General features: G+C 41.8%; 15 protein-coding genes. 4 read left to right on the forward strand and 11 right to left on the reverse strand.

Going from position 1 to position 16,530, the window contains the following annotated elements; genetic code table 11:
* Nucleotides 1-18: 18 nt before the first annotated feature.
* From casB to ACUN2T_RS21590, 5 genes are all read right to left on the reverse strand, one after another.
* Nucleotides 19-600 (reverse strand): type I-E CRISPR-associated protein Cse2/CasB, encoded by a 582-nt coding sequence (gene casB, locus ACUN2T_RS21570; RefSeq protein ID WP_445494969.1) that lies wholly within the window; start codon nucleotides 598-600, stop codon nucleotides 19-21.
* Nucleotides 600-2,204, reverse strand: a complete 1,605-nt coding sequence (casA, locus tag ACUN2T_RS21575) for a type I-E CRISPR-associated protein Cse1/CasA (protein ID WP_445494970.1) — start codon at nucleotides 2,202-2,204, stop codon at nucleotides 600-602. The genes casB and casA overlap by 1 nt, the downstream gene beginning before the upstream one ends.
* Nucleotides 2,205-2,218: 14 nt before the next feature.
* Nucleotides 2,219-4,936, reverse strand: coding sequence for a CRISPR-associated helicase Cas3' (gene cas3, locus ACUN2T_RS21580; RefSeq protein WP_445494971.1), 2,718 nt, complete (start codon nucleotides 4,934-4,936; stop codon nucleotides 2,219-2,221).
* Between the two features lie 617 nt (nucleotides 4,937-5,553).
* Nucleotides 5,554-5,919, reverse strand: coding sequence for a dihydrofolate reductase family protein (locus tag ACUN2T_RS21585; RefSeq protein ID WP_445494972.1), 366 nt, complete (start codon nucleotides 5,917-5,919; stop codon nucleotides 5,554-5,556).
* 3 nt (nucleotides 5,920-5,922) lie between these two features.
* Nucleotides 5,923-6,093: a dihydrofolate reductase family protein gene (locus ACUN2T_RS21590; protein WP_445494973.1), complete on the reverse strand. Its 171-nt coding sequence runs from the start codon at nucleotides 6,091-6,093 to the stop codon at nucleotides 5,923-5,925.
* A gap of 568 nt (nucleotides 6,094-6,661) precedes the next feature.
* Here ACUN2T_RS21590 and ACUN2T_RS21595 point away from each other — a divergent pair.
* Nucleotides 6,662-7,159 carry a sigma-70 family RNA polymerase sigma factor gene (locus tag ACUN2T_RS21595; RefSeq protein WP_445494974.1) on the forward strand — a complete coding sequence of 166 codons (498 nt, stop codon included), beginning with the start codon at nucleotides 6,662-6,664 and terminating at the stop codon, nucleotides 7,157-7,159.
* Between the two features lie 149 nt (nucleotides 7,160-7,308).
* Here ACUN2T_RS21595 and ACUN2T_RS21600 read toward each other — a convergent pair whose 3' ends face one another.
* The 5 genes from ACUN2T_RS21600 to ACUN2T_RS21620 are packed head-to-tail and all read right to left on the reverse strand — an operon-like array spanning nucleotide 7,309 to nucleotide 10,419.
* On the reverse strand, nucleotides 7,309-8,067 hold the full coding sequence (locus ACUN2T_RS21600) for an ABC-2 family transporter protein (protein ID WP_445494975.1): 759 nt from the start codon (nucleotides 8,065-8,067) through the stop codon (nucleotides 7,309-7,311).
* Nucleotide 8,068: 1 nt separating this feature from the next.
* The gene (locus tag ACUN2T_RS21605; RefSeq protein WP_445494976.1) at nucleotides 8,069-8,875 is read right to left on the reverse strand and encodes an ABC-2 family transporter protein; all 807 of its coding nucleotides are present in this window, start codon (nucleotides 8,873-8,875) and stop codon (nucleotides 8,069-8,071) included.
* Nucleotides 8,868-9,770, reverse strand: coding sequence for an ATP-binding cassette domain-containing protein (locus ACUN2T_RS21610; protein WP_445494977.1), 903 nt, complete (start codon nucleotides 9,768-9,770; stop codon nucleotides 8,868-8,870). The genes ACUN2T_RS21605 and ACUN2T_RS21610 overlap by 8 nt, the downstream gene beginning before the upstream one ends.
* Nucleotides 9,771-9,782: 12 nt before the next feature.
* Complete coding sequence (locus ACUN2T_RS21615) at nucleotides 9,783-10,328, reverse strand: hypothetical protein (RefSeq protein ID WP_445494978.1); 546 nt, start codon at nucleotides 10,326-10,328, stop codon at nucleotides 9,783-9,785.
* A 7-nt stretch (nucleotides 10,329-10,335) separates the two neighbouring features.
* On the reverse strand, nucleotides 10,336-10,419 hold the full coding sequence (locus ACUN2T_RS21620; RefSeq protein ID WP_445497952.1) for an S-adenosylmethionine decarboxylase: 84 nt from the start codon (nucleotides 10,417-10,419) through the stop codon (nucleotides 10,336-10,338).
* Between ACUN2T_RS21620 and ACUN2T_RS21625 the strand changes: the two genes are divergently transcribed.
* Both ACUN2T_RS21625 and ACUN2T_RS21630 read left to right on the forward strand, forming a co-directional pair.
* On the forward strand, nucleotides 10,412-11,254 hold the full coding sequence (locus ACUN2T_RS21625; RefSeq protein ID WP_445494979.1) for a FecR domain-containing protein: 843 nt from the start codon (nucleotides 10,412-10,414) through the stop codon (nucleotides 11,252-11,254). The genes ACUN2T_RS21620 and ACUN2T_RS21625 overlap by 8 nt on opposite strands.
* Before the next feature lie 87 nt (nucleotides 11,255-11,341).
* Nucleotides 11,342-13,915, forward strand: coding sequence for a TonB-dependent receptor domain-containing protein (locus ACUN2T_RS21630; protein ID WP_445494980.1), 2,574 nt, complete (start codon nucleotides 11,342-11,344; stop codon nucleotides 13,913-13,915).
* Between the two features lie 760 nt (nucleotides 13,916-14,675).
* Here ACUN2T_RS21630 and ACUN2T_RS21635 read toward each other — a convergent pair.
* Complete coding sequence (locus ACUN2T_RS21635; RefSeq protein ID WP_445494981.1) at nucleotides 14,676-14,888, reverse strand: hypothetical protein; 213 nt, start codon at nucleotides 14,886-14,888, stop codon at nucleotides 14,676-14,678.
* A 521-nt stretch (nucleotides 14,889-15,409) separates the two neighbouring features.
* Between ACUN2T_RS21635 and ACUN2T_RS21640 the strand changes: the two genes are divergently transcribed.
* The gene (locus ACUN2T_RS21640; protein ID WP_445494982.1) at nucleotides 15,410-16,525 is read left to right on the forward strand and encodes a hypothetical protein; all 1,116 of its coding nucleotides are present in this window, start codon (nucleotides 15,410-15,412) and stop codon (nucleotides 16,523-16,525) included.
* Nucleotides 16,526-16,530 lie beyond the last annotated feature (5 nt).

The following is a 16,530-nucleotide window of genomic DNA, read 5'->3' on the forward strand; positions in this document are numbered from 1 at the left end:
TCATTCCCCTAAATTTAATTAATAAGAATCTGCTAAATCAACCAATTTACTACTGGCAGCACAGTAATAATCCATCACCCACTTTACATTGATGCGCTTATCCGCTTTACATGGTCGTAATTGTCCATATTCAGCAAACCATTCCTCAATATCCTGAGCTAAAGCTAGAACAGAAATATTGCCCTTTACTTGCTGTATAATCCGACGTAATCGACGTAATAATTCGTTCGGTGTTTTCGCATTTTGTAATTGTGAAAAGCGCAATTCACTGACAACCGGTTTATTCCCTCCTCCTTTCCTACCCGCCGCCACGGCCAATTTAATACCGTTATTATTTCTGACATAAACTAATACCGCCGCTATCGTGGCCCAATATTCTATTTCTACCGGATTATCAGATAAGCTAATTTCGTCAGGTAAACTGAGCCATAAACCCCGAAAACCCTCAGTTAACATCGCCATTTCAACATTTTCACAGCGCTTTAATTGGGCTTTATAAGTAGAAGGAGACGGAATAATATCTTTCTCTTTTAACTGTTTTGGTGACAGAAACATACTTTGCCACCAACGCAATAATATCATTTCAGTCTTACTTTCCATTACATCTCCTCTTTACCAGAATTAATATGATTGTTGGTAATAAATGTTTTGATTTCTTTTAACGCTTTTTGCCCATATAACCCCATGATTAACTGCTGACGCGCTCTTATACGTTTCGCCATTGAACGCTCATTACCAAGTTCAGATAAAGCAGCATGTTCATCAAATAAATCCCGGCAGAGATGACGCAAGGTATTGAGCCAATGTTTGGCTTGTTCCGGGGTCAGAAAAGGATCACTCGAGCGCGCATTGTCGATAAGTTGATGAACCACTGAAAAGAATAACGATTCACTTTGTTGCCAAAAAGCAAGGTCAATAAAAGAAGTGTCTCCTTTCACCTCTGCGGGCTTTTCAAACCAGGCCGCTTTTATTTGGTTTCGGCATAACCAAATTATAGTGGTTGCCAGCTTTTGTAGATCTTTAACTTGACACAGAATATCTTCTTGCTGTTCAGGTAAGATAAAAAACAGCGGCATGATAACGGAATACCAGCAACGCGCTTTCATATTATCCATATCGTAGCCAAACACCCACAAATAGGGTATGGCACTTTGAAGTTCAGCAAAATCACAGCATAAAGAATAAAAATGGTTCACTACCGGTGCACAGCGTTGCCCTCTTTCATGACTGTTAAATACCAAAGTATCCCACGTTTTGTAGGTCACGCCTCCCGGCTGACCTTTAACAGATAAATGTTCTGCTGATTTTTTCGGGTCCCATTTATAGGGCGTTAATGGATGAAACCAATTACCGGAATAATTGCCACCATAATTCTGTGTGCGATATTCAGAAACAGTCAATGCAGAATACTTGCCTGAAATTTTACAAACCTGCTCCTTCTTTTCCACCACAAGACGTATACGTCTTGGCATCGCCCAATACATATGCAAGGGATGAACATCTGAAAAACAAATTTCCGTCCCTTCCTTAACACTTGCTTTTGTTGGCCCTAACCAAGGAAAAACCTGAGCACTGGTTAAATCAGGTTCGGAATAACACCATTCATTTCGATTAATGACGTTTAACCACAGTTTTTGCCATAATGTTGCATCAACCTGGCCTGGCCGCACTAACGTAGTTAATGGCCCTCCCCCCCGCAACCCGACCCGATGTCCCACACCACCTGATGGCGCGTTAATTTGTAAGGTAAAAAGCGCCAAAACGGCCATTTCAAGAGACATCACATCACCAATGCCACGCTTAATGAAATGATCAGTATTCAGTCTTAAACCATTGGCTCCTGGAGCTTCAATTAACAGTCCAGCGACAGTGGTTGATTTTACCTTTTGCAGAGGATCAAAATCCTGCATAAAAAGGGGACCGGTACCGGTAATATTGAAAGCATGTTCAGCTTTATCAAAAGCCTGTTGTAATGTTTTCGTATCAGGCGATGTTTCATATAAGGAATGCCATTGATATTGATTTTCCGGCGCAAAAACAGTCTGCAATAATCCAATAGCGAATTGACAAGCCGCTCCCTGAAAATCAGCTCTCGGTAAAGCAAAGTCCATAACATCATGGTCACATATCGCATTAATGGGCAGTACTTTTTCACTACCATCACGTAATCGGAAAGGCAACCACGGGTCCTGAACTAAGTTCATAACACCTCCTGCTTTTATTTTTCACAAAAGCCTATTGTTGAAGAATAAGTAAAATTTGGGTCCTGTTCTGGCAACCACGGTTGCAAGTATCTAACTTGGTGATATCTCTGTTGTAGTGCATTAAGAGCGGGAATTAATTTCCTTGGAATTGGCGCTAATTTATCCGCATACTTATTTTTAGATAATGTAATCGTACTCAATGACACTGAAAATTCGGCTGAATTTATCCAAGGTACAAGTTGTCCCGAATCAGTCTTTTTCAGTAATAGCACCGTCACAGTTTCAATATCGCTGTAGCGGGTATGAATATCGGCATCATCTTCATACCAATTATCAGCACTTCGATCGCAATAACCATATAGCTGCCATTGCAACCAATAAGATTTCGCTTTGGCTTCCTGACTTCGTTCCTCACCAATTAATACATTTTCCTGGCGCTTTAACTTTTCAGGCGCTTGCTCATAAGCATGACCATAAACCGCATCAATTAACTCACGGGTTTCCGCTGGCATACGTATTGCACCCAGCGTTCTCAACACGCGCATGCTTAACCACAAACGTGCAGGCGAGCGATAAACATATTGTGTGCTACGGAAATTATGGCTTAACCAATCGGATTCGGGTTGCTCCTTCCACTCAGGCGCGAGGATAAAGAGTATTGGTGCAGAACGTGAATCTTTAATTCCATGTTGATAAACGCCATCACTATCACGAGTATGGCGTTGCAAACGCCCTGTTCGCTGAATCAAGTCATCAATAGGGCAAATATCTGAAATCATCACATCGGTATCAGCATCCAAACTTTGCTGGAATACTTGTGTAGCAATTAATGCTTTACCGCGGCGTATCTCACTATGACTATTTTTACCAAAAATAGTCATTACATGATTTTCAATTTCTTTCCGGTGTTGCAATACAAACCGGCTATGAAATAACAGACAACGTTCAGGTTCAGTGAGCAAACTTCGCAATGTCTGATAAGCCTCAATAGCATCGTCTACTGTATTTCGGATCCAAACGACACATTGCCCTTGTACAATCGCAGCCAATACTTTTTCAACACAACAGACAAAGCTATTTAAGAAATCAACCTTGACTTCCCGGCTAACATCTTTTCGACTTGATAACGGTTGTTCAATAACGGGCGATATGGCATTTAAGCTTATTTTTGTCGCTAAAGGAAAATCCGTTTTTTGCAATAGTTGTGAGCTCAATCCACCGGCGTTCAACCAAATATCCGTTAAACGTTGACGCTGTTTCAGGGTCAGTGTCGCTGTCAGCAAAATAGCCGAACCACCTTGATAAAGATGCAGAGCTAATAAATTTTCCAATAAATTAAACATAAATTCATCAGCGGCATAAACTTCATCAACGATTAATACCTTACGATTAAGCCCAAATAATCTCAGTGCCTGATAACGCCTTGGTAATACAGCCAATAAAGCTTGATCAATAGCGCCTACTCCAACAGGCGCTAACAATGCTTTTTTGCGTGGATCCGCCAGCCATTGATGGCACTGCGCTGAAGTGGTGATATCTGTTTCGCCATAATTTCTGTCTGAATGACCTAACGCCAGAATGGCTTCACGAAATTGATCATTCATCTCTCGTGCACCATGAGCCAAAATAATACCGGGTTTACTGCCCTCGTCTGGTGATAGCATTTGCTGATAATGTTCAGCAATCCGGTTAAACATTGCATTGGAAGACGCTATATCAGGCACACCGAAATAAAAACCATCGGCTGCTTTTATTCGCATTAAACGATGTGTCAGCGCTAATGCCGCCTCTGTTTTTCCTGCACCAGTAACATCTTCTAAAATAAAGAGTTGAGGAGAATCATCTACAGGTATTGATTCAGCCCACTGCTGCAATGGCGTTGCAGCAAAACCGTAATAGTCCTGAATAGAAATAAATGGCTTAACTACCGGCGCTTTGCCTAAATCTGTCGCCATCACCGCTTTTTTTGCCACGGCTTTAGCATGTTGCCAATAATCTGTTAATGGCATAGGTTCAGATTGATATACAAAATAGTGACTATCAGAACCAATCCAATCCGCCAATATCGCAATACCAGCAAACTGCCAGCTCACTTGCTCTAATCGCCGTCGCCATTCTTTGGATTGTAATTTTTCAATAGGAAACTCAGGTTGGAGTAAGTCAATTAAATGATGAACAAAGAGTGTCGCAGCATTGAGATTATGAGGTTCGGTAAAATATTCGATAGCTTTATAGTCTGTTTTATCTATTGGCTGACCATGATGTCCTAATACACAGTCCATCAGCACCATTAAGGTATCGAAAATTTCTTGCTGTTCTCTCCGTTTAGCATCCTCAATATTAACCAGCTTTTTAAGCAATTTTGGTTTGATATTTTCCCAAAAATACAGCCCCATACGGTCATGACAAAAATAACGTCCATCATAGCCTTTGCAGCAATAAGGTTGATAAAGACCGGCTGACTGACCAGGAAATAATTTTTGAAAAGCAGATGCGAATTTACCAATATCGTGCAACGCCAGTACAAAAGAGACAATACTTTGTAACTGTTTTGTCGATAACGCTAAAAAATTAGTGAGATCTTTAGTCAGCGATCTTTCTAAAGAAAGTAACTGAATGCCGACAGCAGCGACGTCCAAACAATGATAAGGAAGTAGATGATAATCTGTACTCTCAGCGTCTGATGTTCGCTTCGCCTTACCCCAGTATTGAAAATAAATTGGTATTTCCATTTAAAATCCTTACTTAAACATTTCTTTTGCCTACTTTTAGAACATAATGCGAAAATTTAGATCAAAAAAATACTACTTTCTGTTTTTTTAGGATAATCCTGTATAAAGATGCCTTATTTAAACAGATAAACTTCCGGTTCATCTGTTTAAGCACAAACCAGAATTAAAGCGACATCGTATTGCAAGGAACAACTTGATAACGTGACCAATCTTGTCCATCAAATTGATAAATAAGTAAAAAATTTGTAACGTTTCACCAAGAATTCATTTATGCCAGCAACCCTGCATATATAATGTCTGACCAAGTTGGAATGAAAATACTGATGGGTGTTTAGCAATGTCAATACAATCATATGCGAATCGCTTTCAGTCTTTAGCGATACAAGCTTAAATCCTGATGCAATAACATAGTGAAAGGACTAATTTACTAACAAAAAAACCCTAATAGGTTGATTAATCTATATATTTTTACGGACTAACGAGTTTCAGTAAGAACATGGCGCAATTCAGATAATTGCGCCATTTTTGTGCCATCATTGTGGCGCAATAAAAGTTTCACTCTTTTTTATTTGCTCGCCATAAAACAATACTTTCTCCTTCATTTTCAGGATAACGGCTTAATCGATAGTGACATCCAACAGGATTTCAATGGCACCGCTACGTAAAAAACGTTGAGTTTTAGGTGCCACACTCACTTTTTCACTCACAGGAAGAACTTCAATCCCTGTGCCTAAAAATACTGGGATCATGGTTAAGAATATTTGCTGTAATTCACCGGCCTCGGCAAAATACGCAGCGGTTTTACCACCTCCTACCAACCAGACATTTTTACCATTAGCCAATTTCTTCGCCACAGCAGCAATATCTCCTGCTGCTGTATTGGTTATGGTAATATTTAACCCTTCATGCTTTGACAATGCCCGATGAGAAAGAACAAATGCGGGAATATTTTTGTATGGCCAATCATCCGATGAATTTGCCATTATCTATTCGTATGTTCCCGAACCCATAATCACCGCACCAATACCTTGGTAAAAATCATCATAAGATGTTGCGTCATCGCCAAGCACAAACTCATCCAACCAACCCAACCCGTGGTTATTATTAGCAATATAACCGTCTATTGTCGCAGCGACATAATAAATTAGTTTCGGCATTTTTCCTCCACACCAAACACAATGTTAAGACGCTATGCTGCCAGAATATATATATTAACACATAGATTTATTCGCACCATTTTATATCCTCTCCAACGTTCCATATTACAAAGAAAAATATAGAAGTACAGTTACTCATGTCCGATATTATCGTTTGTTAGATATCGCGGGACACCGATATTAACATTACGCAGAATGAGAAGAAGAAGTAAAGTGTATTACTAATCACAAATATCAAAATTCAACCAATAAATTATATTGACTGTCAAAGACTCTATAAAAAAATATATTTTTCAGTGTAACCTCCTCTATATTACATTCTATTTAAGCACTTAATATATTAGCCATTATAATATATCGATACAAAATAATGCTGTCACACTACAAAGGAGTACTTATCTTAAATTATCGATCGCATATTTAAAGCTTGTATAATTTAGCCCTGTTAATAATAAGTAAAAAACCTATCTGAACACCGTATCCCCGCAAATTATTTATTGGTAACGGAGAGTAATTACCTGTAACATGCCAAAAATGATAATGATTTGCATTTACATTGTAAAATAGCATGAAAATGACCGTTAATGCTTTAGACACTCAACAGATCCAGTGGATGTACGTCCAGAATCATGATTGGCTATTCCGTTGGCTTAAGCATCGTCTTCACTGCGATGAAACCGCCGCAGACCTGGCTCAGGATACTTTTGTCAAATTACTTCGCTCGCCCCTGCCACAGCGGTTAAATGAACCGCGTGCCTATATCGTCACTATCGCTAAGGGACTGATGGTTAACTGGTATCGCCGTCGATCACTTGAACAGTCTTATCTGGATCTGCTCGCCAGCCTGCCCGAGCTGCTTATTCCTGCACCAGAGCAGAGACTTATTATCCTCGAAACTCTTCAAGAAATTGATATGATGCTCAGTCAGCTCCCCACACCGGTACAAACTGCCTTTTTGCTCTCCCAGATAGAGGGAATGAAATATGAAGATATTGCAAATCATATGAATATTTCACTATCTACGGTAAAACGCTATATGAAACAAGGATTTTATCAGAGAGCATAAAAAACTGTGGGGCATTTATGTAGCAACGCAGCTAAAGAAGCCACTTTAACGTATAAGTATTCATGGGCCGATAATGGGTAATAGTCCGGTTGAGTTGCCCATTTTACCGCTAAATAACTCAAGTGCCCCACACATTTTGATGCTCTCCCTTAACTCCCAGGATAACTATAAGAACGCAGCAAACGGGCCTCCAGCACCCGGTGTATCATACCTAGGGTGAGCCCGCCCATCAGCAATGCTAAGGCACTCCCATATTCTCCCTTAACCAGAATTTCCCCAGCAGCATTAGCCGAAAACAGCAACGGTATGCCAATACCAAGCACGAATTTCCATCCGCCTTGAGGTAAAATACCAGAAGGAAGAAACACCATTCGACTCAGCTCAGATATCATGAAATCAGCCGGTGCCTGCCGTTGTGTTAAAAGCGCTGGCAACGAAATCAATGCAAAGAGGATGATAATTGTCAACACGCCTAAACCAAGCGCCAGAACGCCGCTAATCCACTCTAGTAACCCTCGCTGAGGAGAAGGATCAACCCAAGGCCAAATACAGAGCAAAAATAACACCAGTATCATGAACCCTGGTTCTGACCATCGTAATAGCTGCAAGAAGCGTCGTTTAATCGGTAGGGCAAGCATGGGATCGAGCTTTCCTTGCACTAATTTTCTGTAATATTGCTCTAACGAGCAGGTAAAGCATTCCGCGCATAAAATCACTATATTTGCCAAATAAAAGACGAAAACAGCTTCTTCTCTATTCCAACCATTTAGCTGGTCGGTATAGGTATAAACTGTATACAGATAGAAAAGAGTAAGTAATTGAGTCACACTCTGTATAGCAAGAAAAGACACATAGTTACCGGGATAGTGCCATTGAGTAGCATAAGCTTTACGCAACAACGTCCACATATCAACCTCCTCCCCCACTGTAGTTTTCGAGCGCTCGATTCCATAGGTACCTTAATAGCAGCAACAGTGCAAACACGTATAACAGGCTAATACCTAGGTCTTGCAATCCCTTATGGATATCACCATGAATAATGAATTGAGCAGGTGCTGAAATGAAATACTGAAAAGGATTGTATTCCATCAATGGGCGTATAAACTCAGGCCAAAACATTGGCGGAATAATAGCACCACCTAAAAACGCCACAACCGCTGTTAAGAATGTAAGAACAAAATCTGCTTTCATCAGCCAAAATACACTCGTCGCTAGAATCATTCCGATAGAAAAGCTCAGAATCACACCTATTAATAAAAAAGAGCAAAGTATTATTAGATAGAGAAGAGCGCTACTAAACGTTGACGCAAAAAAAAAGTCTTGCCGTATCCAAAATAGCGTGCATACCAACAGAACTGGAAAAACATACAGCACACCACCACCAAGATAGGTAAAAAACTTCTGAATTAATAAGTGGGTAGGACGTGCTATTAAAACCTCTAGCCTACCGTCAATGATTTCGTGCTCTATTTCTTCAATCAAGTCATAACAGTTGTGTAGCCGCGATAAAAAGATCGTTAACGCACAATAAACCATCAGAGCACTGAAGGAAAATCCGTTAATTTCCTCATCTTGAGTATAAATTGAAGTCCACACGAGAAACTGAATAAAAAAAGCGACTCCAGTGGCAATGAAAAAATCAACCAGCAGCACCCCGCGATCGACTATTAATAAGCGCAATCCGTTGAGCATATACGGTTTATGCCGCTCAATCATCTTCATCTTCCCCCGGAATTTCGTGCATTAGTTCATTACCAAATATGAATTCCTCATCGTTAGCATGATTCGCACGAAAAGTGTTTATTAAACTTTCCTCAAGACCTCGGCTATTATTAGGGCTGATATTGAATCGCTTCAACAGCTCGTCTAAGGTGCAATTTTCAAACAACCGACCAGCTTGCAGGAGCGCTATATGGCTACAACAGGATAATAAATCATTAACATCATGACTGGTGAGTAACATTGCTATCTGCTTTTCCTGCACAACGTGATTTATTACAGCGCGCAATTGCTGCTTAGACTCCATATCAACGCCAATGGTCGGCTCATCTAACAGTAAAACGCGTGGTTGGTGTGCCAAAGCCAATACCAGCTCGCACTTGATTCGTTCTCCAAGACTGAGTTGGCGCACCGCTCGTTCCATCAAATGTTCGATATGTAGTAAGTTGGCATAGTGCTGCATATCGCGCAGAAAAACCTCAGAGGGGGTTTGATAAATCTTTTGAATCGCCTCAAAAGAATGGCGAACCGGTAGATCCCACCACAAAGAAGTTTTATGGCCAAATACCACGCCTATTTGGCTTAAAAAATCAACTTGACGTCGCGAAGGCTCAAAACCCAACACCGAAATCTGTCCAGTATCAGGTTGGAGCATTCCAGTTAATAGCTTAACCAAGGTTGATTTGCCGGCCCCATTGGGGCCGACTAAACCTAAGCATTGACCGGCATAGATTTTTAAATCTATTTGATCGAGAGCCAAATGTTGATCGAATTCCGGTTTTAGCAATTGCTTCCACCATGCTCCTTGATGGTGGCGACTGCGGTAAATACGACTGACCGCTTGCAATTGCAGTGCCGGTAGCTTACTGAAAATTGGGTTGGGTTCTCGCATTAATGCTCCAATTTAAATAGGCGCGCTAGACGCACCGCGTCGCACATCAAGAGTCGCACAGTGGAAGGAGCCGCCAAATGTTTGAAAATGTTTAAAAGGTATAGGAATCGCTTCGATTTTCCAGGATTTAAACGCTTCTATCAATGGTGTTTCGCTTTCTTCTACCAGAACATGATGCGCATCTAACATTAAAATATTCACACTGATCCAGCGGCTGGTGAAAGGTAATGGATGCGAGTCAGATAGAGTGGATGGCGGTGGGGTCAATATTTCCCAGTCTTTAAAGAAATCAGGCAATCGCGAAACCCAAGCTTTATTGACTAGGACTCTTCCCGGAGCAATAGGCAGTAAGGTTGTGTCAATATGCATAGGACCAGCATCATCAAAATTGTACATATGTACTTTGTAATCTGGCCCGAGTTCGCGCGCCAGCCATTGAGCCCCAGTGCGGTTAGTCACATGGCTATACTGACCAATGATGTCTGGTCCAATGCGCACAAAATCTGCTGCATCAAATACAGGTTCTGCTTCTGTTAAAACCGAATCGAAATGTTCCACGGAACTGTCATAATCTTGGCGGTACAACGCCTTTTTCAGGGTAAGTGTGAATCGAAGCGTGAGACTCTGCCAATACTGCTACTATGGTCACGCCAGAACATGCTCAAGCCTGGGAGCAGGCACAATGCCTGTTAGCACGGTTACATCATCTGCCACCTCATATCGCATCACCCTTGTTGAACAATAAACGTCCCCTTACCCGCCGCGAAGCTATCAGAAAACTCACGCTTATGTTGTTAATACCGGCTGGAGCATCGTTCTTCTGGCAATCCGATCAATTTAAGCTTCTGACTGGCGATTATCACACCGCTATGGGACAAATACAGCACTGGTCATTACCAGACAGCAGTCAGCTAACGTTAAACACTCAAAGTTCAGCGGATGTTCATTACGACGATACCCAGCGGCTTGTTCATTTAAAGTTGGGGGAAATGTATATTGAAACCCATAAAGACAGCCACCAGCCAGTACGCCCATTTAAAGTACGAACCAAACAAGGCATCATTGTGGCGTTGGGTACAAAATTCAGCGTCCGCCAGCAAGCCTCCCACACTCAGGTGGAAATAGCAGAAGGGGCAGTTCGTATTATTCCAGATAATGGTTCACCACAAATATTGTATGCCGGAGAAACGACGCATTTCACTCCGTTTTCCGTTTCCCCACCACATCTCAGATCAGCAATATCACTAAGTTGGTTACAAAGTATGATAGTGGCTGATAATTTGCCGCTAGCAACGGTGATTGCTGAACTGAATCGCTATCGCTCCGGCGTGATCCGCTGTGATGATGCAGTGGCAAACCTGCGGGTTTCTGGCACCTTTCCTATACGGGATACGGATCTGGCACTGCATATGCTATTACAGACCTATTCGCTCTCAATGCGCAGCCTGACTCGCTACTGGATTACCCTCTATCCACCCAATTAATAAAAATAATTATTTTTACTGACACTTTTTTCAATCTCATACGGCATAGAGACCAAAGAAGCTTAAAAAGCGATGGAGAAATTGCCTATGCCATATCATGTTAACTGCCAGGGATCACAACCACGCCGGCAGAAAAAGTCCTTAACCGCATTGTTACTTCCATTGATTCTGCTGTCGGCGCAACCCATTTATGCCGCCACACAAACCGAGACCGTTTATTCCGTCAATATTCCGTCGGGAGCATTGGGAACTTCTTTGTCCCGTTTCGCTGCTCAAACAGGTACTGCATTCTCCTTTGATCCGAATTTAACCAATGGACTGACAGCACCTTCATTAAACGGCAGCTTTACCGCTCATGACGGCTTGGCCCGGCTGCTTACAGGCAGCCATTTACAACTGTCCCAGCGTACCAATGGCAGCTATACGTTAGTAAAAATAGCAAAAAATATGACTAGCAAAGGTGCAATAACACTGAGCCCCCTTGCAGTGACAGGCAATCGTGGGTACTCAGGTCATGAGCCATTGCGTTTCGATAGCACCACCATCAAAGGTAAAGATATCGAAAAATTTGGTGTGATCCATCCTGTTGATATATTCAAAACAACCCCGGGCGTATTGTCTGGTGAAGCACGCAGTTCAGGCAGCCTGGATGTGAATATACGGGGCCTGCAAGGACAAGGCCGAGTCTTAACCACCGTTGATGGCGCATCTAACCAGACTGCCCTGTATCGTGGTTATCAAGGTGTCTCCAACCGTTCCTTTATTGATCCCGATTTCATTGGCCGGGTAGATATCAGCCAAGGCCCGACAGGAAAAGGCGGCATGGGAGCTATCGGTGGCGTTGTGGAGATAAAAACCATCGAAGCCAGCGATATTCTGCTTGATGGACAAAACATCGGATTTCGTCTGAAGGGAAGTCTATTAAACAACCATTCTAATCCTACCGATTATCAACGTAATGACTGGCCATCCCCATCAAAAACCTCTTTCTTTGATGCCAGGAATCGAACCGGGAGTCTTGTTTTCGCAGTGGCCGAACCTTCCTATGAATTGCTGTTTGGTGCTTCTCAGCGCAAGCGTGGCAATTACCATTCGGGTAAACACGGGCCAGGGGCCAAGGAACGTGGGATGCCGGGTTACCTGTGTCAAAGCGATCCACAGGATTGTCTCATTCCACAATTCAGTGAACAAATGGCAGGTTATTCGCTGTATGCAATGGGAGATGCTGTACCTAACACTTCTGAAGATAGCCAATCGTTACTGGGTAAAGGAAAAATTCGTTTTGGTGATGGCCATGAAATCTCCGCTATCGTTAGTCATTATCAAAATCTCTACGGAGAATCTTATGTTGCAGATATGGCAAACCTGAGCCAAACATTCATGATTTTAGATCAGGGTCCGCTGACACGGCTCAACATGAACAGACACAGCCTCAATTATAAATGGGAACCGTCATCAAATCCCTGGATTAACTTGGACATCGGCGTGTGGCAAACACGGGTTAACGATCGCCCCCGAACTTCAAATAATACCCTTGGTGATAAAAAATTCATGCGTACAGTAGGGATGAATCTGAGCAACACCTCATTATTTGAGCTTTCAACGCAAGATATTGAGTTGAACTACGGTGCCAGCTTGATTCGCGAACGCACAGGCCCAAGCGAAGGCGAATGGAAATATGCCGTTAATCGGGAAGGAGAGCGTAAGGAAGGTCACCTTTTCCTGAACGGTAGCTATATGCTTACCGAACGCCTTACCTTAATGGGTGGATGGGATTACAAATCCTATCAGGTAGAAGATTATAGCCCAGTACCTTCTCTTCGTCGGAAACTGGTCTCAGGCAAAGTCAACAATAAGCAGGATCATGCTCATGGTTACTGGGCAGGAGTTAAATTTGAAGTTAATAATGAAACTGCGCTACATGCCAAATATACCTATGCGCCACGCTTTCCATCAATGGTTGAAGGTATTCGTGGCTATATGATGAGTGTTGACGACCATATAAAACCTGAAATTTCGAAAAATATAGAATTCGGGCTGACATCACGTTTCCCAGATGTAATTGCTGACAATGACAGTGTAGATATCAAAATATCCTACTTCGATAATCGGGTGAAAGACTATATCAACCGATCATGGATGGATGATTACTGGAGTATGTACATCAGCAATATTAAAGCAGCGAAATTCGCAGGATTAGAGTTGGCGAGTGTTTACCACAGTGATCATTTTGATGCTCGCTTATCTATGAATTATTATACGAAAGTCAGATTCTGTACTGAAAATGAAGGTTGTGTTGCTCGCAGCCTCCCTTCGGATTATGCCACTAACCATATTCCGCCTAAATATGCTGTATCACTCGATCTGACACGAAAATTTCTAGATGACAAAATGTCCATCAATGCAAGAGTCTCACATTATGACCAAAGATCTGTACCCGCAACAAAACCGGGGCAAGGTTCCGCCCTCCTGCTGGCCCCCATTATTTGGCGGCCCGCAACAGTGGCGGATATCTCTCTGACCGCCCATGTGAATAAACATATCGAGTTTGAGTTTGGTATAGATAACGTCTTCGACAAATATTATATCCAGCCTCTCAGCCTGGGTTATATTCCATCGCCGGGAAGAACATTCCGTGCCGGGATCACAGCTTACTTTTAAATCAATCAGTTAAAATAAAGGCATATCACTGAGCTGATATGCCTTTTTCTGACAGCACGCTATTTATCCCCGTGAACACAGGGAACACTTTTTGATTCTGTCCTAAGTGCATAAAAGATAAGGTTCATGCCCGAAAATACGGGAAACACACCAAAAGTGGTTTATTTCTTTATATCTATTTTAATAGAGTAAAAGTTTTCCTCAGTTTTTAAAGGACTACATAGCAATATATTTAAAAATTAAAACCAAACTTACAAATTAAATCCAAACTCTACCTATATAAGTTTATAGATCGCACAATTAATTAGTTTGTTTAAGTTGTTATGATTGAATTATTAGTAAATATAGTTTCAAATAAACTCACCAAATCATTACATTTCGACATTAACAGTTTTTATTTCGAATAAAAAAGAACAATCATGATATAAATATAATCTTAATAGAAATACAAGGTAATTTTAAAATAAGAAATAGTTTATGTGTCATTAATCATTCTTAGATGATCGTATGCAAAAATACATATTAACACATAGGGTTTTATAAAATAAAATCACGTTTGTTTGACACTTAATAAATCAGAAGTTAGCTTTAAATAAAGTATTAACTGTTTATCTTCTTAATGAAAAATAAGAAGAATAAATGAGAATGCCAATCTACAAAATTAAATATCTCGTTCATTAAATTACTATCAAATTAATCTGAAAAGTTATTTTTTTAATAAGGCATACATATGAAAATAGACTCTGTTGATATATTAAATTTAGATAATGCCCAAAATTATATAAACAGTACCAAACACCGACTCTTCCTGGTCAGGCTGGCAGTCACTAGGTGGTGGGATCACCAGCAACCCGGCAGTATATGTCAACGCCGATGGCCAGCTTGGCGTTTTTGCACGCGGCGGTGATAACGCACTCTGGCACATCTGGCAAACCACATCATCGTGGTCCGCTTGGGCAACCCTCGGAGGCACCTTGATCGACGCTTCAGCGATACAAATAATCTGGAAAAAACCAGCTTCTCACAAGACAAGCGTAATCTTCTGGCCCGATGCACAAGGAAAACATTCACTGAGTCGCATCGGGCCAGTGGTACTGAAAATAGATTCTTGATTGAATATGTCTGAGAAACAATCGCTCATAAAGCAACCACTTGGTTGCCAGGTGTATTGAATAAAATTAAAACAACCATGAAAAAATATATTTTCAAATATAAGAAAGACGAAACCTTAAAACAGAAAAACAATTCATTCATAATTTATTATTTTTGAATGACTGTATGTAAAAATATATATAAACACACGAGGTTTTATAATGTAGTATCACCATCCACTTAATACTTCACGGAACATCGATCAGCATCACATAAAATATTAATTATTTCTTCAAAGAGTAAAGAGTAAAAATGAGAATGTTAATTCAAATAATTAGAAGTCTTGATTATTGAATGACCATTTAGTGAGTCTGGAAAATTATTTCTAACGAGGATATATATATGCAAGAAGAACCTATTAATATACCAAAGCCAGATAATGTCGAGCTACCTGTTGCAAATGAGGTAGAAATCGAAAACGCGCCAATCGCGTTGTCTGAAATTGTCTCGGTAGTAAACACCACCGACGGTCGGCTTGAGGTTTTCGGCGTAGGCACTGACAATGCCGTGTGGCACAATAGGCAAACAGCGCCACATTCAGGCTCTTCCTGGTCCGGCTGGATCTCACTTAGCGGAAACGTAACCAGCAAACCTGTCGTTTATATCAATACAGATGGTCGATTGGAAGTATTCGCACGCGGCACAGATAATGCGCTCTGGAATATCTGGCAAACCTCCGCCAATGCCGGTTGGTCAAACTGGCAATCTTTAGGGGGGACAATTACTAGTAACCCGGCGGTATATGTCAACACCGATGGCCGACTCGACGTTTTTGCGCGTGGCACCGATAACGCTCTCTGGCATACCTCACAAACTGCCGCTCATTCCGGTCCGTGGTCAAATTGGCAATCTTTGAACGGCGTGATCACCAGCAACCCCGCAGTTCATATCAACTCAGACGGTCGGCTTGAAGTCTTTGCGCGTGGTACCGATAACGCACTCTACCACATCTGGCAAACCGCTCCTGATTCCAACCAGTGGTCAAGTTGGGAATCACTCGGCGGTGTAATCACTAGCGATCCTGTAGTCATCGGTACCGCTGATGGTCGACTTGAAGTGTTTGCACGCGGCACCAATAACGCACTCTACCACATCTGGCAAACCGCTCCCCATTCCGGTCCATGGTCCAACTGGACCTCGTTGAATGGCGTGATCACTAGCGCCCCTGCGGTAGCGAAGAATTCCGATGGCCGGCTTGAAGTTTTTGCACGCGGCACCAATAACGCACTCTACCACATCTGGCAAACGGTATCCCATTCCGGTCCGTGGTCTAACTGGGCCTTGTTAAATGGCGTGATCACCAGTGCGCCAACGGCGGTGGAAGACGCCGATGGTCGGCTAGAAGTCTTTGCGCGTGGCACCGATAACGCTCTTTGGAACACCAGGCAAACCACATCATCGTGGTCCGCTTGGGTATCCCTCAATGGCAACTTAATCGATGCTTCAGCAATTAAATAATCTGG

It is taken from the genome of Photorhabdus machadonis, from assembly GCF_052657765.1.